We start from the raw sequence: 26309 nt of genomic DNA, 5'->3' as shown, positions 1-26309 counted from the left end.
GAAATCGCGATGAGCCTGTTCGACGGCATGCGCCTGGTCGCCCTGCGCTCGACACCCCGGTACGCCGACCAGGCCCTGGTCACCGCCCTCACGGCCGCGCACCCCGAGCTGCTCGCCGCCGGGGGAGTGCTGCTGGGCCTCTGGCAGCGGCTGCCCGGCGACCCGCGCGTGCACGTGTACTTCGGCGGCCGTCCGGCGTTCCCGGCCGCTCGACCCGACGACCGCCTGCTGTACCCGCCGGGAGCCACCGCGGCACCCGCGGACCCGCCCGCCATGCCGTTCACGACATGGGTGCGGTGCACCGTCCGCACCGACGTCCCGGTCGATCCGGTGGGCGGGTTCGACGAGCACGTGGCGCACTCCGGCGATCCGTTCTCCTGGCTCACCGTCGCCCGGCCGCTGACCGCCGCGGCGGTGGCCGACGAACTCGCCGACCTGGACATGCGCATCCCCCCGCTGCGTCGCGACGTCCGCCTGGAATCGAGCCGCACGGCTCTGCGCCACGCCGAACACCGCTATCAGGAACTGACCATCGCCCAGGTCACGGGCGCTTGGGCGGTGGAGGTGTTCGTGGCCGGACCGACGCCGCTCGACGCCCGCCGCACCGCCGCGGCGCTGTGCGCGTCGGCGGACCTGCCCTACCGCCTGATCCCCGACGGATCGGCCCCGCCGACCGGGCCCACCACGACCGCACCCGGCCTCGCACCGAGTGGTCCGTTCCTGGCCGGCCACGATCGGACCGGCCCCACCGCGACCGGCCCCATCGCGACCGGCCCTGCCGTGACCCGACCCGTCGAGACCGGCCCTGCCGTGACCCGACCTGTCGAGACCGGCCCCGCGGTCGGCGATTCCGCTGCGGCAGGACCCCTCATGACCGACTCCGCCGCGCCCGGCCCGGTCGCGGGCGAACCGGTCGTGAGTGGTGCCGGTGTGGGCGGTCCACCGGTGAGCGGTGCCCTGGTGGCCGGGCTGATCAGGCCCCCGCGTCGTGAACTGCCCGGCGTCCGCCTGGTCGACCACGCGGACTTCGACCTCACCCCGGAGACCTCCGGCGACCTGGTCCTCGGCGACGTCCTCGACGACACCGACCGCCCGGTCGGCACGTTCTCCTTCCCCACGGCCACGCTCAACCGCCACGCGTTCGTGGCCGGCGCGACCGGCGCGGGCAAGTCCCAGACCATCCGCCACCTCCTGGAACGCCTGCACCACGCGGGCATCCCGTGGCTGGTGGTCGAACCGGCCAAGGCCGAGTACGCGGCCATGGCCGGTCGCATCGGCGCGGTCACCGTCATCCGCCCCGGCGATCCCGACGCCGTGCCGGTCGGCCTCAACCCGCTCGAACCCGAGCCGGGCTTCCCGCTCCAGACCCACCTCGACCAGGTGCGCGCGCTGTTCCTCGCCGCGTTCGACGCGCACGAGCCGTTCCCCCAGGTCCTGAGCCACGCGCTGTTCCGGGCGCACACCGACCTCGGCTGGGACCCGGTGACCGGCACGTCCCGGCTGCCCGGCGTGACCCCACGCCGACCCACGCTCGCCGATCTGCGCCGTGCCGCGCTGGAAGTGGTGCGGGACATCGGTTACGGCCGCGAGGTCACCGACAACGTGCGCGGTTTCGTGGACGTCCGGCTCAGCGCGTTGAGCCTGGGCACCTGCGGGCGGTTCCTCGACGGCGGCCACCCGCTCGACGTCGCCGACCTGCTGGCCCGCCCGGTCGTGCTGGAGCTGGAGGACGTCGGCGACGACCAGGACAAGGCGTTCTTCATCGGCGCCGTCCTGCTGCGCCTGCACCAGCACCTGCGCACCCGGCGCGGGACCGGCTCCGGCCTGCGGCACGTGACCGTGGTCGAGGAGGCCCACCGGTTGCTGCGCCGCGCCGAACCCGGCTCGCCGGGCGCGCACGCGGTGGAGCTGTTCACCGCACTGCTCGCCGAGATCCGCGCGTACGGCGAAGGCGTCGTGGTCGCCGAGCAGATCCCGGCGAAGATCGTGCCGGACGTCGTCAAGAACACCGCGCTCAAGATCGTGCACCGGCTGCCCGCCGCCGACGACCGCGCGGCGGTGGGCGCGACGATGAACCTGGACGAAGCCCAGTCGCGGCATGTGGTGTCGCTGCCGCCGGGCCGTGCGGTGGTGTTCGCCGACGGCATGGACCGGCCGGTGCGCGTGGCCGTGCCGCTGGGCGAGGACCGGGAGCGGACCGGACGCGGGCCCGACGTCGCGTTGCGGTCACGGCGCACGGCCGCGTGCGGACCGCTGTGCGCCGCCCGGCCGTGCCTGTCGCGCGAGGTCAACGCCGCCGGCCTGCTGGCCGGGGAACCACGCGTGGTGCTGTGGATCGAGCTGCTGACGATCGCGCACCTGGTCGGTCGGCCCGCGCCGCGCCCGTGGCGGTCGTGGCTGGCCTCGCTGCGCGGCGACCGGCGGACGGTGGAGTGCGCGGTGGCGCACCGGGTGGGGCACGCGGTCGACGTGCGCTACCGGGGGTTGGCCGCCCACTACCGGCCCGAGTCGCTCGCCGCGCACCTGACCGCGTCCGCTCTGTCCACAGTGGACAGCAGGTCGACCGGGTGCGACGGCACCGAGGTCACCTGGCAGGCGGGCCGCCACCGCTGGGCCGACGTCGCGGCGGCGCTGCGGACCTTCGAGGGCGACGGTCCGCACCCGGACACGGCCGCGTGGTCCGCCCGGGGCCTGACGTTGACCGGCCGGAACGCGGCCGAGCAGGCCGCGGAACTGCGCGACCACCCGGACTCCTGGCAGCCCGACGAGTCGGTGGTGACCGGCGACCGGGCCTACGCCGCCGCCGTCGACCGGCTCAGCCGCGCGACCCCGCTCCGGGCCCGCTTCCTGGCCGCCACCGCGTTCCTGGACCTGGGCACCACGTGGCCGCTCGCCGTGCTGCCCGACCCGGGTGTCGTCCCGTGAACGCCGAGCTGACCGACCGGCCCGAACCCGACGACCGGGACCTCGGTGCGGGCCGCGACCTCCCCTGGACGCCGGAGGTCGAACGGCCCCTGCCCGCCGCCGTCGACCGGGTCGACCTGGTGGACCCGGAGGCACGGGCCATCGTCGGGCACGCCGATCTGCGCGCGTTGGAGGGCCGCGGCACGCACCTGGTGCGCGGGGTGCACCCGGACGCGCTGGCCCACTACGTCGACGGCGTGATCAACGGGCAGGTGCCCGATGTGCTGACGAAGCACACGACGAACGCCGGGGGAGAGCGCATCACCGCACATTGGGACCCGGACAAGTGCGCCCTGGTCATCCAGGACGGGGACGCGGGAACCGTGTTCACGCCGAAGTTGGGGAAGGAGAAGTTCGATGTCCTCTGAGGACTCAACCGCGATCCGCCTGGACAAGGCCGGGTTCTACCTGTTCCGGCAGGCGGTCGTCGAGGTGCGGGAGGCCGGGCCGGACGACCCCGCGCTGGCCCGGGTCACCGCCGCGCTGGAGGCGGTCAGGCCCGCGTTGGACGCGCTCGACCGCTACACGGTCGACCTGACCGTGGGTGTGCACGACGGCGACCCGGTGATCACCCGGACCGGCGATGACTCGGTGACGGTGGCCGGCGCGTTGACGTCCGACGTGGTGCGGCGCCTGCCGGACGCGTTCCGTCGCGTGGCCGACGAACTGGGCGACCCCGAGGCCCGTTATCGGACGGGTGGTGACGTGGCCGCGTTGAAGGCGTTGGCGGACCGGGTCGATCGCGCCGGCGGTTAGCAGACCAGGGGGTACCCGGCCGGGGTGGGGTTGTGCCCCGGCCGGGACTGGCGGCGGCGCCGCCGTGCGCAGTGGTGGGTGTCCGAGCACGCGATCAACAGGACGCCGGCGAGCAACGGCAGGGTCATCGCACCGACCACGGCCAGCGCGCCGGTCAGCGCGATCCACAGCAGTAGTCTCATGTGGGGAATGCTAGGGAGACGCCCGTCACAGGTCTTCCCATTTGAGCAAAGCTTGACGTTCGCGAGCCCTGGACGTGAGCGGCCCGTGGTGTGTTGTTAGTTTTCCCAGGCCCCGAAACCCTATTTCGACGGAAAACGCGATGATTCCCGTACTGCCGACCGTCCTCACGGTCCTGGCGTTGCTCGCCGCCGCCTGGGCGGTCGCCCTGGCCGTCCTGGACCACCCGATCACGCTCGCGACCAGGCCGAGCCAGGGCCTGGCGCTCGCGGTCGTCGCCCTGGAACTCGGTCTGGTCGGGCAACTGGTGGCCGGTGTGGTCGCCGTGATCGGCACCGACCGCGAGTTGGAGACGGGCACGTTCGTCGGCTACCTGGTCGGCGCGGCGGTCGTGCTGCCGTTGGGCGCGTTCTGGTCGCTGGCCGAACGCAGCCGCTGGGGTGCCGGGGTGCTGGCCGTGGCGTGCCTGTCCGTGCCGGTGATGGTGCTGCGCCTGTCCCAGTTGTGGACGCCCCATGGCTGATCTCGCGGAGGTCACCCGGTCGGGGCCCGGTCGGCTGCTGGTCGCGGTGTACGGGATCTTCGCGCTGGCCGCGACCGCCCGGTCCGCCGTGCAGTTGATCGGCCGCTTCTCCCACGCGCCCCTGGCCTACCTGCTGTCGGCGTTCGCGGCGGTCGTCTACCTGCTGGCGACGGCCGCGCTGGCGGGCGTCGTGTCCCGCCGGATCGCCTACCTCGCGTGCGGGGTCGAGCTGGGCGGTGTCCTGACGGTCGGCGTGGCGAGTCTCGTCGTGCCGTCCGCGTTCCCGGAGGCGACCGTGTGGTCCGGGTTCGGCAGCGGCTACGTGTTCATCCCGCTGGTCCTGCCCGTGCTCGGCCTCCTCTGGCTGCGTCACACGGGCCGATCGGTTCGATGACTTCAGTGCTGATCAAATAATTCTGGTCATTGATCGGCTCGACGCGCGCGCGCCCGGCGTTTGCCCTCGTGCATGGCCTGGACGCGGGCGACCGGGATCGTGTGCCCCTCCGCGACGAGGTCCTCGGGCAGGCGCTGGGGCGTGGGCATGCGGTCGGCCCACGGGTCGCCGTCGCCGAGCAGTCCGGGCACGGTCCGGATCGTGAAGTCGGCCGGCGAGACCGTGCCGAGGTCGTCCCAGTCGACCGGGAACGACACCGGCACGCCGGGGCGGATGCGCGGGCTGTAGACGGCGGCCACCGTGGCGCCGTAGGCGCGGGTCGAGTCGAGGAAGACCCGCCCGCCCCGGTCCTCCCGGATGAACGCCGTGGTCGCGACGTCCGGGTCGAGGCGTTCCGCCCGCACGGCCAACGCCCGGGTCGCCGCCGCCGCGTCGTCGTCCGAGGCGTCGACCGGCACGAACACGTGCACACCCTTGGACCCGCTCGTCTTGACCAGGCCGGACAGTCCCGCGTCGGCCAACGCCCGCCGGACCGGTGCCGCGGCCCGGACCACGACGTCGAACCCGGCGCCCTCGGGCGGGTCGAGGTCGAGCACGAGGTGGGTGGGCCGGTCGGGCGCGGCGGCCCGGGACAGCGTGACGTGGTACTCGACCGCGCGCTGGTTGGCGAACCACAGCAGCGTCTCGCGGTCGTCGCACAACGCGTACCGGATGTCCCGCCGCGACGATTCGGCCCACAACGTCACCGAGGGCACCCGCGCGGGCGTGTACTTGGGCAGGTTCTTCTGCATGAACGGTTCCTGGCCCGGCCGTACCCGCACGACCGACAACGCCCGCCCGGCCAGGGCCGGCACCAGTCGGGCGTGCACGGCGTCCAGGTAGGCGACCAGGTCGCCCTTGGTCGCCCCGCTGCCGTCGAACAACGCCTGGTCCAGGTTGCTGAACTCCATGCCCCACTGTCGCATCCGGTCCGCGGCGTCCTCCACCCGAGCGGTCGGGTGCCCGAGTGCGTGTTTCGGACTGCCCGAGCGTGTGTTTCGGGGTGCCCGGGTGGAGGACTCGCGGGGTCAGAGCGACGAGTAGTGCGAGGCGTCGCCCTGGCGGATCACGCTGGGCGTGCCGTCGACGCTCACCGGGACGTCGCCGGCCAGCGTGATGCGGTGCAGGCGACGCGGCTGGTCGTCGTAGTCGGCCACGGCGTAGTGCTGGGTGGCGCGGTTGTCCCAGATCGCCACGTCGCCGTCCTGCCAGTCCCAGCGCACGGTGTTCTCCAGCCGGGTCACACGGGCCTGGAGGAGGTTGAACACCGCCTGCGACTCGGTGGACGACAGGCCGATGAGCCGCTTGACGAAGTGGCCGAGCAGCAGCGCGCGCTCGCCCGTCTCCGGGTGGACGCGGACGACCGGGTGCTCGGTCTCGTACAGGTCGGACACGAACTCCTTGCGGTATTCCTCGGTCTTCACGTCGACGCCGCCGATGCGCAGCTCGTCGATGTTCGCGGCGTAGTCGTAGGCGTTGGTGTGCACGGCCCAGAGCTGGTCGACGAGCGCCTTGAGCGACGGCGGCAGCGTCTCGTAGGCGGTCACGGTGTTGGCCCACACCGTGGTGCCGCCGTAGGTGGGCAGGGTGATGGCGCGCAGGATGCTGATCGCGGGCACGCGGTCGACGAACGTGACGTCGGTGTGCCACGAGTTGGCCTTGCCGTAGTCCGAGTCGATCGGCAGCACGTTGAGGTTCTGCCGGCCGCGCACGGTCGGGTGGGCGAGTGTCGGTTCGCCGAGCAGCGATCCGAACGCGAGTTGCCCGGCGTCGTCGAGGTGTTGCTGGCCGCGGAAGAAGATCACCTTGTGGGCGAGCAGTGTGGCGCGGACCTTGGCGACGGTGTCCGCGTCGAGGTCGCCACCGAGCCGGACGCCGTCGACGCGGGCCCCGATGCCCGACCCGAGACGCGCGACGGACACCCCGGAAATGTCGGATTCCGAGCTTTCCAACGACAGGCTCATGACGAAGTCCCTTCACAGGATCGGAGAGGTTTGCCGCGGCGAGAAGCGGCTGGTGAGACGGGGTGGACCCGTGTTCCGACCGTACGAACGCCCGGCTCGGGACAACAAGCTTCCATGAAGCACTGAAAATAAGTGTGGGTCGCCATTCCATATCCCGGACGTCGTTGACTTCCCATGTGGACACACGGATTCTTCGCCTGTGCATCGTTGTCGCCGTTGACCCTTGTCGGACCTCCGACCACCTCGCCTACTTCCTTGCCCGCGAGAACAAAAGCGGGTGACCCACCGTGCTCGAAAGGCTCCGCAGTGACCGAAACCCCGCGCGCCGTCGTCCGTCCGGGCGTGCGTGCCGTCAACGCCGCCGCCGTGCTCGCGGTGATCCGGCGTGAAGGCCCGCTGTCGCGTGCGGCGATCGGCGAGCACACCGGGTTGAGCATGCCCACGGTCAGCCGCAAGGTGTCCGCGCTGATGGACCTCGGGCTGCTGCGCGAGTTCCCGGACCTGGTGCCGACCGGCGCGATCGGCCGCCCGCGCGTGCCGATCGACCTGGACGACACGGTGTTCGCCGCGTGCGGCGTGCACATCGGTGTGAGCACGACCACGTACGGCCTGTCCGACCTGCGCGGCCGGCTGCTGGACTCCGACGAGATCCCGACGCCGGGCGGCGGCGCCGAGGACGCGCTGGCCCACATCGCGGGCAAGGTCCGGGCGTTCCTGCGCCGGTGGCCGCGCCGCACGGTGGTGGGCATCGGCCTGGCCAGCGGTGGTCTGGTCGACTCGGCGGCCGGGCTGCTCGACCACGACCGGCTGGGCTGGCACCGGGTGCCGGCCGTGGACCTGCTGCACCGGGCCACCGGACTGCCCGTGCACCTGGACGGGCACGTGCCCGCGATGGCCAACGCCGAGCTGCTGTTCGGCTGGGGTCCGCGCGTGTCCGGCCTGCTGTACTTCTACGCCCGCGAGGTCGTCGGCGTGGCTTTGGCCGTGGACGGCGTGCTGCACCGCGGTCCGGGTGGCGGCGGCAGCATCGCGCACCTGCCGATCGGCGGCGACACGCGATGTCCGTGCGGTGCTACCGGTTGTCTGGAGGCCACGGTCGCCGACCGCACGGTCGCCGACGCGGCGGTGCTCGCGGGCGTGGTCGCCGAGCCGGACATCCGGCTGGTCCGGGCCGCCGCCCGCGCGGGCGACCCGGTGGCCGGCCGCCTGCTCGCCGACCGGGCCGCCGCGTTGGGCCGGGCGGTCGGGTTGCTGCGCGACGCGTTCAACCCCGACCGCGTGGTGCTCGGCGGCCAGGCCATCACCGATCCCGACGAGCGCCTGCCCGACCTGATGCGGGCGTTCGCGACCACGACCACCCTGCCGGGCACCGACATCGTGTCGGTGACCCGGTTCGGCTCGGACCTCCAGGCGACCGCCGCCTGCACGGGTCTGCTCACCCGGCTGTTCGACCACCCGCTCGACTTGCTCGACGACGCCAGAAAGGCACCCGCACGATGAATTCACTGACCAGACGCTCGACGTTCAAGGCACTCGCGGGGGTGGCGTTGCTGCTGTCCGCCACCGCCTGCCAGTCCGCCGTGGACGCGCAGACGTCCGCCGGTGGAACGTCCGTGACGCCGAAGCCGGGCGGTGTCGCCGAGGTGGGCGTCAACGTCGACCTGGTGCCCGGCAACGTGTTCACCAACAGCAACGCCTCGATCACCACGCTCGTCGGTCTCGTGTACGACACGCTGGTCGAGTACCCCCGCGAGGGCCTGGACCCGAAGCCGAAGCTGGCCACGGAGTGGAAGGCGGCCGACGAGGGTCGCACGCTCACGCTGAAGCTGCGCTCGGGCGTGAAGTTCCACAGTGGACGCGCGTTCACGTCCGCGGACGTGAAGTTCTCGCTCCAGTCGTACGCCGACCCGAAGTGGAACGGCCAGCTCGCGAGCACCGCCAAGATCGTCACCTCGGTCGACACCCCGGCCCCGGACCAGGTCGTGCTGCACCTGGAACACCCGGTGAGCAACCTGTTCGACCTGCTCCAGACCGTGCCGATCGTGGACTCGGAGACCGTGGCCGAGATCGGCACCGGCAAGAAGTTCGTCGGCACGGGCGCGTTCGCGTTCGAGTCGTGGCGGCCCAACACCGACCTGAAGTTCGTGCGCAACGCCGACTACTGGGACGGCACGCCGTACCTGGAGGGCGTGCACGTGCGCGTCATCCCGGACGCGCAGTCGCTGCTGGCCGCGGTGAAGTCCGGCCAGGTCCAGTTGGCGCGCGGCATCGGCTACCGGGACGCGGAGACCGCCGCGACCACGCAGGGTCTGCGCACGGTGAACCTCGACGGCGCCGAACTCCAGGCGTACGTGGGCCTCAACGCCACCGCGGCGGGCTTGGACGACCCGAAGGTGCGTCAGGCGGTGCAGTACGGCCTCGACCGTGAGCGCATCCTCAAGGAGGTGTTCCGGGACAAGGGCTACCCGGCGTCGCTGCCGTGGACGAAGTCCAGCCCGGCGTTCGACGAGGGCCTGAACAACACCTACAAGCGCGACGTGGAGAAGGCCAAGAAGCTGCTCGCGGAGTCGGGCAAGCAGCTCGGCGAGATCCCGCTGACCTACGTGGGCAACGACCAGGTGTTCACCGCCATCGCGCAGATCGTGCAGAACAACCTCGCCGACGTCGGCATCAAGGTGAAGCTGGAGCCGGTCGACTCGACGCAGTTCATCAAGCAGTTGATCGGCGCGCAGTTCCCGGGTCTGTGGACGACGAACCACTCGTGGGCGCAGCTCTCCCCGTCGACGCTGACCGTGAGCGCGTACCCGTTCAACGCCCGCCGCAACGCCTCGAAGTACTCGTCCGAGGCGTACACCAAGGCCGCGGACGCCGCGTGGAAGCTGCCGTCGCCCACGGGCGGCGAGTCCAAGGCCGCGTACCAGGAGCTGTCCAAGCAGTTGCTCGACGGCGCGTTCCTGGCGGAGATCGGCGTGGTGTTCGAGCAGTTCGTGATCGCAGACAAGCTCCAGGACGTGGACTGGTCGCGGCGGCGCGAACTCGACCTGGGCAAGGCGTTCCTGACGTGATCCGCTACGTGGTGCGGCGCGTGCCGTCCGCGCTGCTGGTGCTGTGGTTGGCGTCCGTGCTGGTCTTCCTCGTCATCCGGGCCATCCCGGGTGACGCGGCGACCGTGCTGGCCGGTGCGGACGCCTCTCCGGAGACGGTGCACGCCATCCGGGCGCAGCTCGGTCTGGACAAGTCCGTGCCCGAGCAGTACCTGCACTGGGTCGGCGGTCTGCTGACCGGCGACCTGGGCCGGTCCTACCTGATCGGCGGCGACATCGCCGACCTGGTCGGCGAGGGACTGGCGAACACGCTGACGCTGGCGCTCTCCGCGCTGGTGCTGGCCGTGCTCACCGCGTTGGTGCTCGGGCCGGTCTGGGCGTCGACCCGGCGGCCGTGGGTGGACAAGGTGCTGACCGGGTTCCACACGGCGTCGGTGTCGCTGCCGCCGTTCGTCACGGGCGTGCTGCTGATCCTGTTGTTCGGCGAGGTGTTCCGGCTGCTGCCCACGGGCGGCGTGCCGCCGGACGGTCTGCTGGACCGGATCGACATCACCGCGCAGTACCTCGTGCTGCCGGCGGTGTGCCTGGGGCTGCCGGTGGCCGGTGTGCTGACCGGGTTCCTGGCCGAGACGTTGCGCGGCGAGCTGCGGCAGGACTACGTCACGACGGTGCGCGCGGCCGGTGTGTCCGGCCGCGCGCTCGTCCTGCGGCACGCGTTGCGCGGCGCGCTGCCGGTCGCGGTGACCACGCTGGGGTTGCAGACCGGCGCGCTGCTGGGCGGCGCGGTCCTGGTGGAGTCGATCTTCGCCTGGCCGGGGCTGGGGCTGCTGGTGGAGCAGGGCATCACCCGCCGCGACTACCCGGTGGTGCAGGTGCTGCTGATCCTGTCCGTGTCGGTGTTCGTCGCCGTGCAGCTGCTGACCGACGTGGTGCACGCCTACCTCGACCCGCGCATCCGCCTGGGAGGCAGCCGATGACCGCCGTCGACGCGCTCGAACCCGTCGAGGTCGCGATCGCCCGACCGAACGCGTTCCGCCGGGGCAAGGGCCTGGTGGGGCTGGTGCTCGTGGGTCTGGTGATCGCGGCGGGCCTGCTCGGTCCGCTGCTGGTGTCGTGGGACCCGTACGAGCAGATCCCGGACGCGAACCTGCTCGGACCGTCCGGCACGCACCTGTTGGGCACCGACGACCTCAACCGCGACGTGCTGGCCCGGCTGCTGACCGGCATCCGGGTCGACCTGCTGATCAGCTTCACGGCCGTGCCGATCGGTGCCCTGATCGGGTGCGCGATCGGCGCGCTGGCGACGTTCTCCGCGACGTTGGACGTGGCCGTGCAGCGGCTGTTCGACGTGCTGCTGGCGTTCCCGCAGCTGATCCTGGCGATCGGCCTGGCCGCGGTGATCGGGCCGGGCACCACGTCGGTGATGATCGTCGTGGTCGCGGTGGAGATCCCGGTGTTCGGCCGGTTGCTGCGCGCGGCCGTGCTCAAGGTGCGCGAGGCGCAGTTCGTGACGGCCGCCGAGGTCGTCGGGGCGAGCCGGTGGCACGTGCTGCGCACGCACGTGCTGCCCAACTCGCTGGAGCCGGTGCTGGTCCAGCTCGCCCTGTCCATGTCGGTCGCGGTGTTCATCGAGGGCGCGATGAGCGTGCTCGGCATCGGCGTGACGCCGCCGGACCCGTCGCTGGGCGCCGTGCTGAACACCGCGTTGCGCTACCTCGACCTCAACCCGATGTTCGCCGTCGGCCCGCTGGTGGTGACCGCCGTGCTGGTCCTGGGCTTCCAACTCGTCGCCCAGGCCGCGAACGCCGCGCGCGGCACCTGAGAAAGGACCTCTCCCGATGACCCTCCCACCCGACGCCGACGGCTACCGCGACTTCGCGGGCAAGATCGGCCGCACGTTCGCGCAGTCCCGCCCCGCCTGGCCCGCCGAGCCCCGTCCCAAGGGGCCCAACATCGTGGTCGTGCTGGTCGACGACCTCGGTTACGCCGACATCGGCCCGTTCGGCGGCGAGATCGAGACGCCGCACCTGGACGCGTTGGCCGCCAACGGCCTGCGACTGACCAACTACCACACCACGCCGCTGTGCTCGCCGTCCCGCGCGGCGCTGCTCACCGGCCTGAACCCGCACCGCGCCGGGTTCGCGTTCCCGGCCAACTCCGATCCGGGCTACCCGGCGTACTCGTTCCAGCTGCCCGACGACGCGCCCTCGGTGGCCGAGTCGTTGCGTGCGGCCGGGTACGCGACGTTCGCGGTGGGCAAGTGGCACCTGACCCGTGACGCGGCGAGCCACGACGCGGCCGACCGGTCGTCGTGGCCGTTGCAGCGCGGGTTCGACCGCTACTTCGGCAGCCTCGAAGGGCTCACGAACCTGCACCACCCGCACCGGCTGGTGTGGGACAACAGCCCGTACGACATCGGCGACCAGCCCGACGGCTACTTCCTCACCGACGACCTGACCGACCGGGCCGTGTCGATGATCGACACGTTGCGCGCCAACGACCCGGACAAGCCGTTCTTCCTGTACTTCGCCCACCACGCGATGCACGGGCCGCTGGGCGCCAAGCCCGAGGACCTGGAGCGCTACCGGGGCCGCTACGACGAGGGCTGGGACGTGATCCGCGAGCGGCGGTTCGCCAAGCAGCTCGCCGAAGGACTGTTCCCCGAGGGCACGGTGCTGCCGCCGCGCAACAGCGAGCCCGGCCGTGACGTGCTCGCGTGGGACGACGTGCCCGAAGAGCAGCGTGAGCTGTTCGCCCGGTACATGGAGGTCTACGCGGCGTCCCTGTCCAATGTGGACGACAGCGTCGGCCGGATCGTCGAGGCCCTGCGCAAGCACGGCGAACTCGACAACACCATCATCGTGTTCACCTCCGACAACGGCGCCACGGCCGAGGGCGGCGCCGAAGGCACCCGCAGCTACTTCAGCCAGTTCGTGCACGTGCCCGGCGTGCCCGACGACTGGGAGCGCGACGTCGCCCGCGAACTCGACCTGCTCGGCGGGCCGCGGACCACGATCCACTACCCGCGCGGCTGGGCGCAGGCGTCCAACACCCCGTTCCGGCTCTACAAGTTCGACACCTACGCCGGTGGCGTGCGCACGCCGTTCATCGTGCACTGGCCCGACGGCGTCGAAGCCGGTCTGCGCCACCAGTACGCGTACGTCACCGACGTGACGCCCACGCTGCTGGAGCTGGCCGGCGTGCCCCGGCTGACCCACCGCCACGGCGTCGAGGCCGTCACCGAGGACGGCGTGAGCGCGGTGCCCGTGCTGCGGTCGGCCGAGGCGGCGAGCCCGCACACCGCCCAGTACACCGAGACCGGCGGCAACCGGGGCTACTACGCCGACGGCTGGAAGATCGTCACCCGGCACCGTCCCGGCACGCCCTACGACGACAGCGAGTGGGAGCTGTACCACATCGCCGAGGACCCGACCGAGACCACGAACGTCGCGGCCGAGTACCCGGAGAAGCTCGCCGAACTCGCGGCGGCGTGGGAGAAGGCCGCGTGGCGGAACACGGTCTTCCCGCTGACCGACTACTCGCCCGCCGCGTCGCTGCGCCGTCCGTCCGACGAGCGCTTCGAACGGCCCGTCACGCTCTACCCCGGCACGCCGCTGCTGGAGCGCTACCGGTCCGCGCAGCTCGTGCAGTACCGCGACTTCACGGCCACGGCGTCGCTCGACGGCCGGGGTCGTGGCGTGCTGTTCGCGCACGGCGACCAGGGCGGCGGGTACGTGGTCCACGTGGACGACGACGCCGCGCACCTGACCTACAACGCGTACGGCGACCTGCACCGCAGCGCCCCCGTTCCGTTGGGCGGCGACGAGATCCGGCTCACCGCGAAGGCGTTGCCGGACTTCCGCTGGGAGTTCACGCTGACCACGGACGCGGGGGAGACCAAGCTCGGTCCCGTGCCGCAGTTGATCGGGCTCGCGCCGTTCACCGGCATCAGCGTGGGCGCCGACCGGGGCGGCCCGGTGGACTGGGACCTGCACACGCGGGAGCGGACGTTCCCCTACACCGGCACGCTGCGGCACGTCCGGTACGAGCCGGGACCGCAGGCCGACTACGACCCCCTGCTGGTCGCGCGACTGTGGGCGGAGGCGGAACGTGTCTACGACTGATCCGGTTCTGGCGGTACGGGACCTGACCGTGTCGTTCGGTCCGGTCCAGGCCGTGCGCGGCATCGACCTGACGATCGCGCCCGGCGAGATCCTCGCCCTGGTCGGGGAATCCGGCTCGGGCAAGTCCGTCACGGCCCGTGCCGTGCTGGGCCTGCTGCCGCACACCGCGACGGTGGGCGGCAGCGCCCGGCTCGGCGACCGCGAGCTGATCGGCGCGGACGAGGACGAGTTGCGCTCGGTGCGCGGCAAGTCGATCGCCATGGTGTTCCAGGAACCGGCCACGGCGCTCAACCCCGTGCACACGGTCGGGCGCCAGCTCGCCGAGGTGCTGCGCGTGCACCGGCCGTTGACCCGCAAGCAGGCGCGTGGCGAGGCCGTGCGCCTGCTCGACCTGGTCGGCATTCCGGAACCGGCGACCCGCGTCCGGCACTACCCGCACCAGCTCTCCGGCGGGCAGAAGCAGCGCGTGGTCATCGCCCTGGCGTTGGCCAACGACCCGGCGTTGATCATCGCGGACGAGCCGACCACCGCGCTGGACGTGACCGTGCAGGCCGAGATCCTGGACCTGCTGCGCGACCTGCGCGACCGGCTGGGCACGGCGATCCTGCTGATCACGCACAACATGGGCGTGGTCGCGGACCTGGCCGACCGGGTCGCGGTCATGCACCGCGGCGAGGTCGTCGAACAGGCACCGGTCGAGGACCTCTTCGCGCGGCCGGCGCGCGCCTACACCCGTGAGCTGCTGGAGTCCGTCCCGCGTCTGGGCCACCGCGCGCCCGCCGCGCCGCACGAGGCCGAGACCGACGCGCTCGCGTTCGACGGCGTGACCGTGCGGTACGGGGCGTTCACCGCCGTGTCGGACGTGACGCTCACGGTCGGCCGGGGCGAGGTCGTCGGCCTGGTCGGCGAGTCGGGTTCGGGCAAGTCCACGCTGGGCCGGGTCGCGGCGGGCATCCTGCGCCCCGCGAACGGCACGGTGTCGGTGCTCGGCGGCGACCCGGTCGACCCGGCCGTGCGCCGTCGGCTCGGGTTCGTGTTCCAGGATCCGGGCGGCTCGCTCAACCCCCGGCTGTCGATCCACGACTGCGTGGCCGAACCGCTGCGCGTGCACGGGGTCGACCGGTCTGCGCACCGCGCGCGGGTCGTCGAGCTGCTGGACGCGGTGCGCCTGCCTTCATCCTATGTGGACAGAAGGCCGCGTGAGCTGTCCGGCGGGCAACGGCAGCGCGTCGGCATCGCGCGTGCCCTGGCGTTGCGGCCGGACCTGCTCGTCGCGGACGAGCCGACCAGCGCGCTGGACGTGTCCGTGCAGGCGAGCGTGTTGGCGCTGCTGACCGAACTGCAACGCGAGCACGGGTTCGCGTGCCTGTTCATCAGCCACGACCTGGCCGTGGTCGACTCGCTCGCGCACCGGGTGGCCGTGCTGCACCGGGGCGCGGTCGTCGAACAGGGGCCGCATCACCGGGTGCTGCGCGACCCGTCCGCCGACTACACCCGGCGGCTCGTCGACGCGGTACCGGTGCCCGACCCGGTCGCCCAGCGCGCGCGGCGCACGGGCCTGGTCACCGCGTAGAGGTGCGCCGGCCCGCCGTCTCCCTCCCCCAGACGACGGGCCGGCGCGGTCATTGGCGCTCGAACCAGGCGGTCAGGGACGTGGTCCACTGCGCGACCGGCTCGACGCACCCCTCGTCGAGCGGTCCGCAGGTACCGGCGTTCCACAGCACGAAACCCAGCGCGAGCGCCGCGAAGAGGACGGCCCGGGGCGTGCGCCGGGCCAGCGACAGCACAGGCAGGGCCTTCCGCACGACCGAGCCCAGACCGTCGACCAGGCCCATCACCACCGCGCCGTAGGCGTACACCGCCTCCGGCGGCATCCGCCCGAACCGGCGAGCCAGGCGGGTCGCGCCCAGGTCGGGCAGGAGCAGCAGCACCCGCACGCCCTCCACGACCCGCAGCAGCGGGCCGACCAGCACCCGGCCCAACCACGGCAGCACGTGCCGCACGACCAGCCACAGCAGCAGGTACGCCGCGACCACGACGACGACCAGTTCCAGCAGCGCGGCGAACCACGGCGGCAGGCCGACCTGCACCAGCACCCCGTCCAACGCCGTGACGAGGTCGCCGAACAGCGGCACCCCGCCCAACGGCGTCATGTCCCCTCCTCGAAGCCCTCGTCGTCCGGGTCGGTCTCCCGGTCGGGACGGGCGGACTCCACGGACTTGGGCGTCCGGACGTCGGACACGCCGCCGATGAGCGCGGTGCCCGCGCTCTCGATGATCCGGCCGACGTCCTTGCGGTTGACCAGGTTCGCGGCGAGCAGTCGATCGAGCACCTCGCGGGCGGCGGAGTGCTCGAGCTGGCGTTGCTGCATGATGATCTGCACGACCGCGTTCGCGTCCTCGCCGTGCCCGGCCAGCAGCAACGCGAGCGCGTTGTGGTCGCCGGACTGCAAGGCGTCCGCGTACTGCTTCATCCGGGTTTCCTGGAGCGCCAGGTCGTGCTTGGTGTCCTCGCGTTCCCGCTCGCGCTTGCGCTCGTCGCGTTCCTTGTCGTACTCGTGCTTCTGCCGCTCGCGCACCACCAGCGTGCGGTCGGCGATGTGCGCGGTCGTCGCCTCGTCCAGGTTCAGCACGACGGTGCACCCGGTGATCGTCACCGCGTCGGACACCACGACCGCCCGGTCCGCGTAGTCCAGGTTGAACCGGCGCTCGGCCTCGGCGTTGCCCTCCACGTCGAACCCGCGCGTGTGCTCGCGCAGCCGTTCCTCCAACAGCCGCCGGACACCGGGGGAGGGGTCGGTGAGCTGCGCCTTGACCGCCGCGACCGGATCGGTCACCCGCCACGTCGCCCGCACGCTCGCGGCGAACGAGAACGCCTCCTCGCGCGACGGCAGTCGCAGGTCGAACGTGTCCTCCTGCGGCGAGGTGGCGACCGTGAACAGCTCTTTGGGCGTGCGCAACCAGATCTCGGCCATCGTGAGCCGCCCGACGACCCGTTCGTACTCGCCGCGCTTGGTGAGGTAGACGACCGCGGTGTGCTCCGACCCCGCCGGGTTGAGCTTGCGCAGCGCCGACCGCTCGACCGCTTTCCGTTGTACGACCTCCACGTCACGCCCCTCTTCGATCGAAGTGCCGCAGCACGTCGCGCACCGCGTCGGCCGGTCCGTCGTGCTCGTCCCGCCAGGTCTCCAGGTAGTGGCGGACGCTGTCGGTCTCGTCGGACGCCGCGCCGACCTCGTGCAGCAGGCGGGCCAGCGGCGTGCGCAACGTGGCGTCCCGCTGCGCGGACCGGACCCACCCCTTGAGGGCCAGGTAGCCGCGCAGCATGAACTCGGCGGCCTGGAGCATCCGCGCGTACAACAGCACGACCTGCGCCCGCCGTTCCGGCACGTGCTCGGCGTCCCAGATCAACGCCGGCCACCGGCCGCCGCCCTCGTCCGGGCGCACGACGGACGACGACATGATCAGCACCGCGAGCAGCGCGGTCTCCCGGCGTTTGGGGTGTTCGTCGTCGTGCGTCCAGCGGACCAGCGCGCCGAGCACCTGCGCGGGGTCCTCGACCCGGCAGTACAGCTCGCACATGCTCTCGCCGATGGCGAAGGCGATGTCCCAGTCCGCGAACCGGGCGGCTTGGCGCAGGAGCCGCAGGCACGCGGCCGGGCTCATCGCCGTGGCACTGCCCAGCGCCTGCGCGGCCGTCAACCGCAGCGCCTGCGGCTGCGCCGGCCGCGACCACGCGCGCAGCATCTTGTAGACGACCCGGCCCAGACCCGCGTCCTGGCCGGGGATGCGCAACGCGGCCACCGCCGCCCACCGCGCGTTCTCGTCGCCGGACCGCGCCCACTCGTCCACCACGCGGTCGTGGATGCCGATGAAGTCGTGCAGGCTCAACAGGCCCGCCGCCATCCCGGCCCTGATCCGCACCTGGTCGCCGGGGATCTCGCCGAGCCGCAGCAACCACTCGCGAACGATGTCGTAGGCCTGGTCGTACTGGTCGCACAGGTGGCGCAACAGCCGGTACGCGTACCGGTCGTCGGTGAACCGGATCTTGGTGACCGGTACCCGGCCGAACTCGGTGTCCTCGGTGCCGCGCACGAGGACCGCCCGCGCGTCCGCGACCCGACGGTCCAACCGCACCCCGAACACCGGCCGCGTCCGGTCGGACCGCCGTGCCGTCTCGACGGACTTGATCATGTCGGCGAGCAGCGCGCCCGCCTCCGACACCAGTTGCACGGGCTGGTCGTTGAACACCGCCAACGCGATCGCGAACGCCCGCTGGTCGGTGTCGTGACCGGACTCGAACCACTCGACGAACGCGTCCTCCCCGGCCCGCGAGTAGCGCTCGCGCACCGCCGCCACGTCGGCCCGTCCGGCGGCGACGTCGCGCAGCAGCCCGGCGAGGTCGACCACGGCGCGGCACGGCAGGTCCGGCGACAGTTCCGCGAGGACCTCACGCACGTCGTCGCGGTCGAGCACGGCCGCGTCGCCGTCCAGGTACTTGCGCACCAACGCCTCGTGCCCGACCGTGCCGAGGTCGGCGACCACCAGGTGGCCGACGTCGCGCACCGGGAGCACGGTCGTCTCGTCCACGATGACGACCAGCCGGCAGCCGCGCTCCTCCATCAGCCGGGCCAGCCGGTCGAGCTGGAACAGGCGCAGCTCGCGGGCCTGGGCGGGGTCCAGCGAGTCGAGCAGGTAGCCGTGGTCGTCCTCGAAGTCCTTGTCGCGCAGGGTCTTCAGGTCGGCGTCCGGGTCGAGCTTGCGCACACCGCCGGGGCACAGATGGTCGAGCAGCCGCAACGCGGCGGTCGTCCGCCCCGACCCGGGCCGCGCGTGGACGAGCACGAGGAACCGGTCGTCCAACGCGGCCCGCAGGTCGTGGTAGCGACTGGGCGCCACGAACGACGACCGGATCCGGTCGAGTTCGGCCCGGGGCACGGGTCCGCTGCGCACCACCGCGCCCAGGTGGCCCGACGCGGTGGCGCGGTCGCCGACCTGGCCCACCGTGGCGTCGCCGAGGAAGAGGTTCGCCGTGCCGCCGCCGAGCAGCGCGGCGAAAGCCACGTCGGTGGCCGCGCTGAAGTTGCGCCAACGCCCCGACGTGCCCGGGTCGTTGGCCTTGTCCTGCGCGGCCTCGTTGGGCTTCTTGTCGTCCTCGGGCTGCTCGTCCTCAACGGTGGTCATGGCGGTCACCCACCTGCCCGATGACCGCGTTGTCGCCGATCACCGTCACCCGCGCCCCTGTCGCCCCTCCCTGCCGACCGGACCCCCGGACCCACGCCGTGCCACCGGACGCCAACGGAACCCCGACGTACTGCCGCGCACGCCCGGACCCCCGCACCACCTCGTCGTAGACCCGTTGCGACAACACGACCGCGCGTTCGGCGTCGGTCACCTCGACCAGGGCGGACGCGACGGCGAGATCGACCGAGTCCCCTTCGGGCACCTCGCCCCGGTGGACACCGACCACGAGCCGCGACTCGGCGAGGACGGGCACCAGACGGCGGACGACGTCCCCCGTGGACACCCGGTCGAGCGGAACGACGCCGTGCTCACCGACCACGTCGACCGCGATGCCGCACTCCCGCGAGGCGTCGTCGAACAGCCGCCGCACATCGACCGATCCCCGAACCGCGAGGATCGTGCACGGCACCGCAAGCGAGTCCCCGGCACCGATCCGCTTGATCAGGGCCGCCACGATCTCCCCGGGCGAGAGCCGCCGGGCGTCGAGGTACCCGGTGGACCGCCGCAGCCCGGGGATCTCGGTGTCGTCGAACCGCACCGGAAGCAGGTAGTCGTCCCGATCCCGCAACGCCCGGTCGAGCGCACTGGCCCGCTCGTGCGAGGTCCACATCTTCCGCGCGTAATCGGCGGAGGCGAAAAGAACGCAATAACGAGACCGGTGCCGGAACACGTCGTCGAGGTGGACGGCCAGGTCACGCCCCCACAGGTCGGCGGTCTCGAACTGGTCGTAGAAGACCTCGACCCCACCGGCCCGCAACAGACGTGCGACTTCCTCGACATACGCCCGCTGCTCACCGGCGAAGGACAGGCAGACGTCGTAGGACCGGCTCATCCGCGGTCACTCCTCCCGCGCGCGACACCTCTGCTGTGGAGAGGAAACGCCAAGGAGGCGGGGAAATGACCGGGTGTCCACTTACTGTCCCGGATCTGTCCGGGATGCGACTGTGGACACACCCACCACCCCGGATCATGACTCCCACAGGACCCCATGTCGCGTCCATAGCCCGGAAATACACCACCCGGGCCACACGATGGGTCCGTTCGGCGACCGACCGCTCCCGGTTTCGGTCACGAGAAGTGTTCCAACGCCATCCGGATGGCTTCGGCGACCAGCGCGTCGTCGGATGAAGCGTCCTTGTTCGTGTGGGTCGTCAGGACTGCCAGGAGGATCGGGGCACGTCCGGGGGGCGTGACGACGGCGATGTCGGTGCGCGTGCCGTAGGCCGCTGTTCCGGTCTTGTCCCCGACGGTCCACCCCTCGGGGGTTCCGGCTCGGATCGTCTTGTCGCCGGTGGTGTTGCGGTGCAGCAGGTCGAGCAGGATCGACTTCGGCGTGTCCGGCAGGCGGTCGGTGGTCAGCAGCGTGCGCAGGGTGGTCGCCAATGCCCGAGGAGTGCTCGTGTCGCGGAAGTCGCCCGGCGACGTGTCGTTCAGCGTCGGCTCCGTGCGGTTCGAGCGGGTCGTCTCGTCGCCGAGATCGCGTAGTGCGGCGGTGAACCCCTTGGGGCCGCCGAGGTCTCTGAGCAGCAGGTTGCCCGCAGTGTTGTCGCTGTACCTGACGGCCGCATCGCACGTCTCCAGCACGGTCAGCCCCGTCTTCCCCGACGCCACAGGGGAGTGGTCCACGATCTCGGCCGGGCTGTACCGGAAGACCCGGTCCAGCCCGCCCTCATGGGCCTTCAGGACCAATCCCGCCGCGAGCGCCTTGAACGTCGACGCGAAAGCGAACCGCTGGTCGGCGCGATACGACACCTCGCGATTCGAACCGGTGTCCACGGCGTACACGCCCACCTGAGCGTCGAAGCGGCGCTCCAGCTCCACGAACGCGGGGTCGGGTGGCGGCGCCGAAGCCGTGGCGGTGACCCTGTCGTCAGGCGTCGAGCACGCGCTCAAGAGAACGAGCAGGGCCACCACGCGTGGGACGATCATGTCCCCAGGCCAGCCGCGGACGCTGATGTCGTTTTTCCGCGAGACGTCCGCCGCCCGCCGCATGAGACTGGTCCCGTGCACACCGATGTCGACCGTTGCGTCCGTGCGGTCCAGTCGAAGGACGAGAGGTTCGACGGCTGGTTCTTCACGGCCGTCCTGACCACCCGCATCTACTGCCGCCCCAGTTGCCCGGTCGTCCCGCCCAAACCCGAGAACATGCGGTTCTACCCCAGCGCCGCCGCCGCGCAGCAAGCCGGGTTCCGGGCCTGCAAGCGTTGTCGCCCAGGGGCTTCGCCGGGGTCTCCGCAGTGGAACGAACGCGCCGACCTCGTCGCCCGCGCCATGCGGCTCATCGCGGACGGCGTCGTCGATCGCGACGGCGTGCCGGGCCTGGCCCGCCGCCTCGGCTACAGCACCCGCCAGGTCGAACGGTCGCTCACGGCGGAACTCGGGGCCGGGCCGTTGGCCGTCGCCCGCGCCCAACGGGCGCAGACGGCACGGCTGCTCGTCGAGACCACGACCCTGCCCATGACGGCCGTCGCGGACGCCGCCGGGTTCGCCAGTCTCCGCACCTTCAACGAGACCGTGCGCGAAGTGTTCGGCATGACGCCCACCGAGTTGCGCGCACGTGCCAAGAATGTGCCCAACACGTTGGGCGCCATCGTCCTCAAGCTCCCCTTCCGCCGCCCGCTGTTCCCGGACAACCTCTTCGGACACCTGGTGGCGACCGGGGTCCCGGGCGTCGAGGAGTGGCGCGACGGGGCGTACAGGTGCGCGTTGCGGCTCCCGCACGGCCACGCGATCGCGGCCCTCACCCCGCACGACGACCACGTCGCCTGCCGTCTCACGCTCTCGGACCTGCGCGACCTCACCACCGCGATCAACCGCTGCCGGTGGCTGCTGGACCTCGACGCCGACCCGGTCGCGATCGACGAACGGCTCGCCCACGACGAAGCCCTCGAACCCCTTGTCGCCAAGAGTCCCGGGCGCCGGGTCCCGCGCACGGGCGACCCCCGGGAGTTCGCGGTCCGCGCCGTGCTCGGACAACAGGTCTCGACCGCCGCCGCACGCACCCACGCCGGCCGCCTGGTCCAAGCGCACGGCGATCCGATCGAGGACCGGGAAGGCGGCCTGACGCACCTGTTCCCGACTCCTGCCGCGTTGCGCGACGTCGACCCCGACACGCTGGCCATGCCGAAGTCCCGCAAGGCCACGTTGCTGGGTCTCGTGTCCGCGCTCGACGACGGCGCCCTCGAACTCGCGGTCGGCGGCGACTGGGTGGAGGCCCGGCGCACACTGTCCGAACTGCCCGGTTTCGGGCCGTGGACGGTCGAGAGCATCGCCATGCGGGCGTTGGGTGACCCCGACGCGTTCCCCGCCACCGACCTGGGCATCAAGACCGCCGCCGATCACCTGGGACTGCCGGTCAAGCCCAAGCAGCTCCTCGACCACGCCACCCGCTGGTCGCCGTGGCGTGCCTACGCCGTGCAGCACCTCTGGGCGACCGGCGACCACCCCGTCAACCACATGCCGAAGGACGACCGATGACCCGCGTGCACACCAGGATCGACAGCCCCATGGGCGTACTCACCCTGGTCGCCGACACCGAAGGCCGGCTGACCGGCCTCTACATGGAGAACCAACGCCACCGTCCCGCCGAGGAGACGTTCGGTCCGGAAGATCCCACGCCGTTTCCCCGAGTCGTCGAAGAACTTGGCGAGTACTTCGCCAACGAGCGCACGGACTTCACCGTCCCGCTCGCACTGCACGGCACGGCGTTCCAACGCTCGGTGTGGGACGAACTGCGCGAAATCCCCTACGGCGAGCAGATCACCTACGGCGAACTCGCGGCCCGCCTGGGCAACCCGAGCGCGTCCAGGGCCGTCGGCCTGGCCAACGGCAAGAACCCGGTGGGCGTGATCGTCCCCTGTCACCGCGTCGTCGGCGCGGGCGGTTCGCTCACCGGCTACGGCGGCGGCCTGGACCGCAAGCGCCGGCTGCTGGACTTCGAGAGCGGTACGACGCTGTTCTGAGCGCCCCGGACGGAGGTACGGTCACGGGAACCCACCGGACTGGCGGAGGACCCGTGGAGCTGGAAGTGCGGCACCTGCGCGCGTTGATCGCGATCGACGACGCCCGCAGCCTGACCCTCGCCGCGCGCCGCCTGCACGTCTCCCAACCCGCCCTGTCCGGCCTGCTGCAACGCATCGAGCGCATCGTCGGCGACCGCCTGTTCGTGCGGTCCACGACCGGCTGCCATGCCACGCCGTTGGGGCTGGAGGTGGTGGCCCAGGCGCGGGTCGTCCTCGACGGCATGTCGGCGATCACCGAACGGGCCAACGACTGGGCGTCGCGGCGCGGTGGCGCGGCGGGTCCGCTGCGGATCGGCGGGTACTGCGGGTTCCTGCACGTCTCGGTCAGCCGGTGGCTGTCCGAGCAGCCGTGGTGCGCCGGGGTCCGGGTCCAGGAGGACCCGGACGAACGGGTCACGCTCGACCGGCTCGCGCTCGGCGCCCTGGACCTCGCGCTGGTCTACCTGCCCCCGCTGCCCGGCGCCGCGGTGCCGCCCAACGTCGTGGACGTCCTCGTCCACGAGGCCGAGCCGGTGTTCGTCGCCATGGCGCACGACCACCCGGCCGCCCGTTCGGGCGCGGTGCCGCTGGCCGACCTCGCCGATCACGCCTGGCTCGACGACCAGCCGGGCACGACCACCTGGTCGACCTACCTCAACCGGGTGTGCCGCGACTACGGCGTGGTGCTCGACCAACCGCACACGTCGACGTGCCTGGCGACCGTGCTCGAACTCGTACGGGCCGGCATGGGCGTCGTGCCCGCGATCGCGACGAGCCTCGACCGACCGGCGAACATCGTCGTGCGGGCGATCGAGGACGCACCGCTGTGGCAGGAACTGCACCTGTGCTACCGGCCGGGCACGCTCGTGGCCGAGCACATCGACGAGATCCACGCCCGCGTGCTCGACACCTACGTCGCCCGTCTGGGGTGCAACCCGGCATTCGACGAGTGGTGGCGCGGACGCCGCGAGCCCGCCCTGTCGTGGTGACCGCGACGATTTCCGGTGCGAATCCGGAAATCGTCGCGGCACCGCCGGTCAGGAGTTGCGCAGGAACCGGTCGAGCACGCGCACGCCGAACTGGAGCGCGTCGACGGGAACCCGTTCGTCCACGCCGTGGAACAGACCCGAGAAGTCCAGGTCGGCGGGCAGTTTCAAGGGCGCGAAACCGAAGTTGCGGATACCGAGCCGCTGGAACGACTTCGCGTCCGTGCCGCCGGAGAGCATGTAGGGCAGCACGCGCGCGCCCGGGTCCTCCGCGATGAGGGACGCGGTCATGGCGTCCACCAGCGCGCCGTCGAACGTCGTCTCGACCGGCGGCAGCCCGACCCACTCGCGTTCCACGTCCGGGCCGAGCAGTTCGGCCAGTTCGCGGTCGAACGACTCCTCGCGGCCGGGCAGGATGCGGCAGTCGACGGTCGCCTCGGCCACGGACGGGATCACGTTGGCCTTGTAACCGGCCTGGAGCATCGTCGGGTTCGCGGTGTCGCGCAGCGTCGCGCCGATCATGCGCGACAGCGCGCCCAGCTTGCCGACCGCGCCCTCGATGTCGTCCTCGGGGAAGTCGATCCCGGTGATCTCCGTGACGCCGTCCAGGAATTCCCGCACGGACGGGTGGACGATCAGCGGGAACCGGTGCTGCCCGAGCTTCGTCACGGCGGCGGCGAGCTTGGCCACCGCGTTGTCGCGGTGGATCATCGACCCGTGGCCGGCGGTGCCGCGCACCCGCAGCTTCAGCCAGCGGATGCCCTTCTCTGCGGTCTCGACCAGGTACGCGCGCACGTCGTCCTTGAGCGTGACGGAGAACCCGCCGACCTCGCTGATCGCCTCGGTGACGCCCTCGAACAGCTCGGGCCGGTGCTCCACCAGCCACTGCGCGCCGTACTTGCCGCCCGCCTCCTCGTCGGCGAGGAACGCGAACACGATGTCGCGCGGCGGGACGATGCCGTCGCGCTTGAACCGGCGCGCGATGGCCAGCGTCATCGCGACCATGTCCTTCATGTCGACGGCGCCACGACCCCAGACGTAGCCGTCCTGCACGGTCCCGGAGAACGGGTGCACCGACCACTCCGACGCGTCGGCCGGCACGACGTCGAGGTGCCCGTGCACCAGTAGTGCGCCCCGCGACGGGTCGGCGCCGGCCAGTCGTGCCACGACGTTGCCGCGCCCCTTGGCACCGGACTCGACGTAGGTGGTCTCGTAGCCGACCTCGGCCAGCTTCCCGGCGACCCACTCGGCCGCCGCGCGTTCGCCGACGACGGTGTCCGGGTCGCCGGTGTTGGTGGTGTCGATCCGGATCAGCTCGCTCGCGAGCCCGACGACCTCGTCCTGGGCCGTCCGCAGGCCAGCGTCTTCCACGTTGCTCACCCGGTCTTCCTACCACTGCGTCCACCAGGTGGGCGGTGCGCCTGCCGACGTGCGGTGACGCGGGCCCGTGCCCGCGTCACCCGCGACGCCGTGTTCAGGCGCTGGCGAAGTACTCCTCGATGAAGTTGTGGATCTCCTGGAGCGACAGGGAGCCGTCGCCGTCGGTGTCGTGCTTGTCGAACAGGTCCGCGTACTCGGCCTCCGGCACGCCGTGCGCCTGGCCGACCGCGCGGAACTCCTGGAGGCTGACCCGGCCGTCGCCGTCCTGGTCGATCATCTGGAACGCGGCGACCGACAGGGGGCGCAGGATGTCGTACTCGCCCTCGGTCGTGTAGATGTCCTCGATGTTGGCGAAGTACTCCTCGCGGCTGATCCGGCCGTCGCGGTCGGTGTCGAGCTGGTCGGCCAGCCGCTGGAAGAGCTTGTGGTACTCGGCCCGCACCGCCTGGGCCGCCGCGGAGCCCACGCTCGCACCGGTCGCCTTGATCAGGGCCTCGGCGGTGCGGTCGTAGTCGGCCAGTTCGATGTACCCGCTGCCGTCGTTGTCCAGCTTGTCGAATTGCATGGAGATCCGACGCTCAAGAGTGCTGGTAGCCATTTCGGCGGTCCAATCTGTGCGGAGCAATCAGGACGCGGTCACCTAAACACGGGTTCCGGGGGGCGTCAAACGGTCGTTTACTGAAAGTGATTCGTATCGTGACGACTATTCAC

Annotated in this window: 24 protein-coding genes; 14 read left to right on the top strand and 10 right to left on the bottom strand. The window is 71.8% G+C overall.

Annotation, left to right across the window (positions count from 1 at the left end; genetic code table 11):
• Window positions 1-9 precede the first annotated feature (9 nt).
• Genes F4559_RS19620 through F4559_RS19610 form a run of 3 tightly spaced genes read left to right on the top strand, consistent with a single transcriptional unit; the run spans window position 10 to window position 3720 of the window.
• Window positions 10-2925, top strand: coding sequence for an ATP-binding protein (locus F4559_RS19620; protein WP_246445268.1), 2916 nt, complete (start codon window positions 10-12; stop codon window positions 2923-2925).
• On the top strand, window positions 2922-3332 hold the full coding sequence (locus F4559_RS19615) for a hypothetical protein (RefSeq protein WP_184670720.1): 411 nt from the start codon (window positions 2922-2924) through the stop codon (window positions 3330-3332). Before F4559_RS19620 ends, F4559_RS19615 begins: the two co-directional genes overlap by 4 nt.
• Entirely contained in the window at window positions 3322-3720 is a 399-nt protein-coding gene (locus F4559_RS19610) for a hypothetical protein (protein WP_184670718.1), read from the top strand. The genes F4559_RS19615 and F4559_RS19610 overlap by 11 nt, the downstream gene beginning before the upstream one ends.
• On the opposite strand, the gene F4559_RS19605 is transcribed toward F4559_RS19610, so the two are convergent.
• Window positions 3717-3902, bottom strand: coding sequence for a hypothetical protein (locus F4559_RS19605; RefSeq protein ID WP_184670716.1), 186 nt, complete (start codon window positions 3900-3902; stop codon window positions 3717-3719). The two genes, F4559_RS19610 and F4559_RS19605, sit on opposite strands and share 4 nt — an antisense overlap.
• Before the next feature lie 140 nt (window positions 3903-4042).
• On the opposite strand from F4559_RS19605, the gene F4559_RS19600 reads away from it, so the two are divergent.
• Complete coding sequence (locus F4559_RS19600) at window positions 4043-4423, top strand: hypothetical protein (RefSeq protein WP_184670715.1); 381 nt, start codon at window positions 4043-4045, stop codon at window positions 4421-4423.
• A complete protein-coding gene (locus F4559_RS19595) occupies window positions 4416-4817 on the top strand; it encodes a hypothetical protein (RefSeq protein WP_184670713.1) in 402 nt (133 codons plus the stop codon). Before F4559_RS19600 ends, F4559_RS19595 begins: the two co-directional genes overlap by 8 nt.
• A 26-nt stretch (window positions 4818-4843) precedes the next feature.
• On the opposite strand, the gene F4559_RS19590 is transcribed toward F4559_RS19595, so the two are convergent.
• Both F4559_RS19590 and F4559_RS19585 read right to left on the bottom strand, forming a co-directional pair.
• The gene (locus F4559_RS19590; protein WP_246445267.1) at window positions 4844-5767 is read right to left on the bottom strand and encodes a DNA polymerase domain-containing protein; all 924 of its coding nucleotides are present in this window, start codon (window positions 5765-5767) and stop codon (window positions 4844-4846) included.
• Window positions 5768-5884: 117 nt separating this feature from the next.
• Window positions 5885-6820 carry a TauD/TfdA dioxygenase family protein gene (locus F4559_RS19585; RefSeq protein WP_184670710.1) on the bottom strand — a complete coding sequence of 312 codons (936 nt, stop codon included), beginning with the start codon at window positions 6818-6820 and terminating at the stop codon, window positions 5885-5887.
• A gap of 306 nt (window positions 6821-7126) precedes the next feature.
• Here F4559_RS19585 and F4559_RS19580 point away from each other — a divergent pair, with 306 nt between their 5' ends.
• From F4559_RS19580 to F4559_RS19555, 6 genes are read left to right on the top strand one after another with little or no spacing between them, the layout of a single operon-like run.
• Window positions 7127-8320: an ROK family transcriptional regulator gene (locus F4559_RS19580; protein ID WP_312865727.1), complete on the top strand. Its 1194-nt coding sequence runs from the start codon at window positions 7127-7129 to the stop codon at window positions 8318-8320.
• Window positions 8317-9885 (top strand): ABC transporter substrate-binding protein, encoded by a 1569-nt coding sequence (locus F4559_RS19575; protein WP_184670707.1) that lies wholly within the window; start codon window positions 8317-8319, stop codon window positions 9883-9885. Before F4559_RS19580 ends, F4559_RS19575 begins: the two co-directional genes overlap by 4 nt.
• Window positions 9882-10841, top strand: a complete 960-nt coding sequence (locus tag F4559_RS19570) for an ABC transporter permease (protein ID WP_184670705.1) — start codon at window positions 9882-9884, stop codon at window positions 10839-10841. The genes F4559_RS19575 and F4559_RS19570 overlap by 4 nt, the downstream gene beginning before the upstream one ends.
• On the top strand, window positions 10838-11686 hold the full coding sequence (locus F4559_RS19565) for an ABC transporter permease (RefSeq protein ID WP_184670704.1): 849 nt from the start codon (window positions 10838-10840) through the stop codon (window positions 11684-11686). The genes F4559_RS19570 and F4559_RS19565 overlap by 4 nt, the downstream gene beginning before the upstream one ends.
• A 16-nt stretch (window positions 11687-11702) precedes the next feature.
• The gene (locus tag F4559_RS19560; protein ID WP_184670702.1) at window positions 11703-13988 is read left to right on the top strand and encodes an arylsulfatase; all 2286 of its coding nucleotides are present in this window, start codon (window positions 11703-11705) and stop codon (window positions 13986-13988) included.
• Window positions 13975-15561 (top strand): dipeptide ABC transporter ATP-binding protein, encoded by a 1587-nt coding sequence (locus tag F4559_RS19555; RefSeq protein ID WP_184670700.1) that lies wholly within the window; start codon window positions 13975-13977, stop codon window positions 15559-15561. Before F4559_RS19560 ends, F4559_RS19555 begins: the two co-directional genes overlap by 14 nt.
• A gap of 49 nt (window positions 15562-15610) precedes the next feature.
• On the opposite strand, the gene F4559_RS19550 is transcribed toward F4559_RS19555, so the two are convergent.
• The 5 genes from F4559_RS19550 to bla all read right to left on the bottom strand — a co-directional run bounded on the left by F4559_RS19550 (window position 15611) and on the right by bla (window position 21160).
• Complete coding sequence (locus F4559_RS19550; protein WP_184670699.1) at window positions 15611-16141, bottom strand: hypothetical protein; 531 nt, start codon at window positions 16139-16141, stop codon at window positions 15611-15613.
• Window positions 16138-17094 carry a hypothetical protein gene (locus F4559_RS19545; RefSeq protein WP_184670697.1) on the bottom strand — a complete coding sequence of 319 codons (957 nt, stop codon included), beginning with the start codon at window positions 17092-17094 and terminating at the stop codon, window positions 16138-16140. Before F4559_RS19545 ends, F4559_RS19550 begins: the two co-directional genes overlap by 4 nt.
• A 1-nt stretch (window position 17095) precedes the next feature.
• Entirely contained in the window at window positions 17096-19171 is a 2076-nt protein-coding gene (locus F4559_RS19540) for a P-loop NTPase family protein (RefSeq protein ID WP_184670696.1), read from the bottom strand.
• Window positions 19158-20063 (bottom strand): toll/interleukin-1 receptor domain-containing protein, encoded by a 906-nt coding sequence (locus tag F4559_RS19535; protein WP_184670694.1) that lies wholly within the window; start codon window positions 20061-20063, stop codon window positions 19158-19160. The genes F4559_RS19540 and F4559_RS19535 overlap by 14 nt, the downstream gene beginning before the upstream one ends.
• Before the next feature lie 236 nt (window positions 20064-20299).
• Entirely contained in the window at window positions 20300-21160 is an 861-nt protein-coding gene (gene bla, locus F4559_RS19530; protein WP_184670693.1) for a class A beta-lactamase, read from the bottom strand.
• A 75-nt stretch (window positions 21161-21235) separates the two neighbouring features.
• Here bla and F4559_RS19525 point away from each other — a divergent pair, with 75 nt between their 5' ends.
• The 3 genes from F4559_RS19525 to F4559_RS19515 are packed head-to-tail and all read left to right on the top strand — an operon-like array spanning window position 21236 to window position 24221.
• Window positions 21236-22708, top strand: coding sequence for a DNA-3-methyladenine glycosylase 2 family protein (locus F4559_RS19525; RefSeq protein ID WP_184670692.1), 1473 nt, complete (start codon window positions 21236-21238; stop codon window positions 22706-22708).
• Window positions 22705-23193, top strand: coding sequence for a methylated-DNA--[protein]-cysteine S-methyltransferase (locus F4559_RS19520; RefSeq protein ID WP_184670690.1), 489 nt, complete (start codon window positions 22705-22707; stop codon window positions 23191-23193). The genes F4559_RS19525 and F4559_RS19520 overlap by 4 nt, the downstream gene beginning before the upstream one ends.
• Before the next feature lie 53 nt (window positions 23194-23246).
• On the top strand, window positions 23247-24221 hold the full coding sequence (locus F4559_RS19515) for a LysR family transcriptional regulator (RefSeq protein ID WP_184670688.1): 975 nt from the start codon (window positions 23247-23249) through the stop codon (window positions 24219-24221).
• Between the two features lie 48 nt (window positions 24222-24269).
• Here the strand turns inward: F4559_RS19515 and F4559_RS19510 are convergent, their stop codons facing one another.
• Entirely contained in the window at window positions 24270-25589 is a 1320-nt protein-coding gene (locus F4559_RS19510) for a M20/M25/M40 family metallo-hydrolase (RefSeq protein ID WP_184675978.1), read from the bottom strand.
• A 103-nt stretch (window positions 25590-25692) separates the two neighbouring features.
• On the bottom strand, window positions 25693-26163 hold the full coding sequence (locus tag F4559_RS19505) for an EF-hand domain-containing protein (RefSeq protein WP_184670686.1): 471 nt from the start codon (window positions 26161-26163) through the stop codon (window positions 25693-25695).
• Window positions 26164-26309: the final 146 nt, after the last annotated feature.

The sequence above is a fragment of the Saccharothrix violaceirubra genome (assembly GCF_014203755.1).
GTDB lineage: Bacteria > Actinomycetota > Actinomycetes > Mycobacteriales > Pseudonocardiaceae > Actinosynnema > Actinosynnema violaceirubrum.
The sequence above is the reverse complement of the archived record's forward strand: the minus strand, read 5'-3'. Positions and strand labels throughout refer to the sequence as shown.

What these genes read in the sequence shown, in the direction of transcription:
- F4559_RS19620 (WP_246445268.1), top strand. Translation starts at nt 10, where the DNA reads ATGAGCCTGTTCGACGGCATGCGCCTGGTCGCCCTGCGCTCGACACCC.
- F4559_RS19610 (WP_184670718.1), top strand. Translation starts at nt 3,322, where the DNA reads ATGTCCTCTGAGGACTCAACCGCGATCCGCCTGGACAAGGCCGGGTTC.
- F4559_RS19605 (WP_184670716.1), bottom strand. Translation starts at nt 3,902, where the DNA reads ATGAGACTACTGCTGTGGATCGCGCTGACCGGCGCGCTGGCCGTGGTC.
- F4559_RS19600 (WP_184670715.1), top strand. Translation starts at nt 4,043, where the DNA reads ATGATTCCCGTACTGCCGACCGTCCTCACGGTCCTGGCGTTGCTCGCC.
- F4559_RS19595 (WP_184670713.1), top strand. Translation starts at nt 4,416, where the DNA reads ATGGCTGATCTCGCGGAGGTCACCCGGTCGGGGCCCGGTCGGCTGCTG.
- F4559_RS19590 (WP_246445267.1), bottom strand. Translation starts at nt 5,767, where the DNA reads ATGGAGTTCAGCAACCTGGACCAGGCGTTGTTCGACGGCAGCGGGGCG.
- F4559_RS19585 (WP_184670710.1), bottom strand. Translation starts at nt 6,820, where the DNA reads ATGAGCCTGTCGTTGGAAAGCTCGGAATCCGACATTTCCGGGGTGTCC.
- F4559_RS19575 (WP_184670707.1), top strand. Translation starts at nt 8,317, where the DNA reads ATGAATTCACTGACCAGACGCTCGACGTTCAAGGCACTCGCGGGGGTG.
- F4559_RS19565 (WP_184670704.1), top strand. Translation starts at nt 10,838, where the DNA reads ATGACCGCCGTCGACGCGCTCGAACCCGTCGAGGTCGCGATCGCCCGA.
- F4559_RS19560 (WP_184670702.1), top strand. Translation starts at nt 11,703, where the DNA reads ATGACCCTCCCACCCGACGCCGACGGCTACCGCGACTTCGCGGGCAAG.
- F4559_RS19550 (WP_184670699.1), bottom strand. Translation starts at nt 16,141, where the DNA reads ATGACGCCGTTGGGCGGGGTGCCGCTGTTCGGCGACCTCGTCACGGCG.
- F4559_RS19540 (WP_184670696.1), bottom strand. Translation starts at nt 19,171, where the DNA reads ATGACCACCGTTGAGGACGAGCAGCCCGAGGACGACAAGAAGCCCAAC.
- F4559_RS19535 (WP_184670694.1), bottom strand. Translation starts at nt 20,063, where the DNA reads ATGAGCCGGTCCTACGACGTCTGCCTGTCCTTCGCCGGTGAGCAGCGG.
- bla (WP_184670693.1), bottom strand. Translation starts at nt 21,160, where the DNA reads ATGATCGTCCCACGCGTGGTGGCCCTGCTCGTTCTCTTGAGCGCGTGC.
- F4559_RS19520 (WP_184670690.1), top strand. Translation starts at nt 22,705, where the DNA reads ATGACCCGCGTGCACACCAGGATCGACAGCCCCATGGGCGTACTCACC.
- F4559_RS19505 (WP_184670686.1), bottom strand. Translation starts at nt 26,163, where the DNA reads ATGCAATTCGACAAGCTGGACAACGACGGCAGCGGGTACATCGAACTG.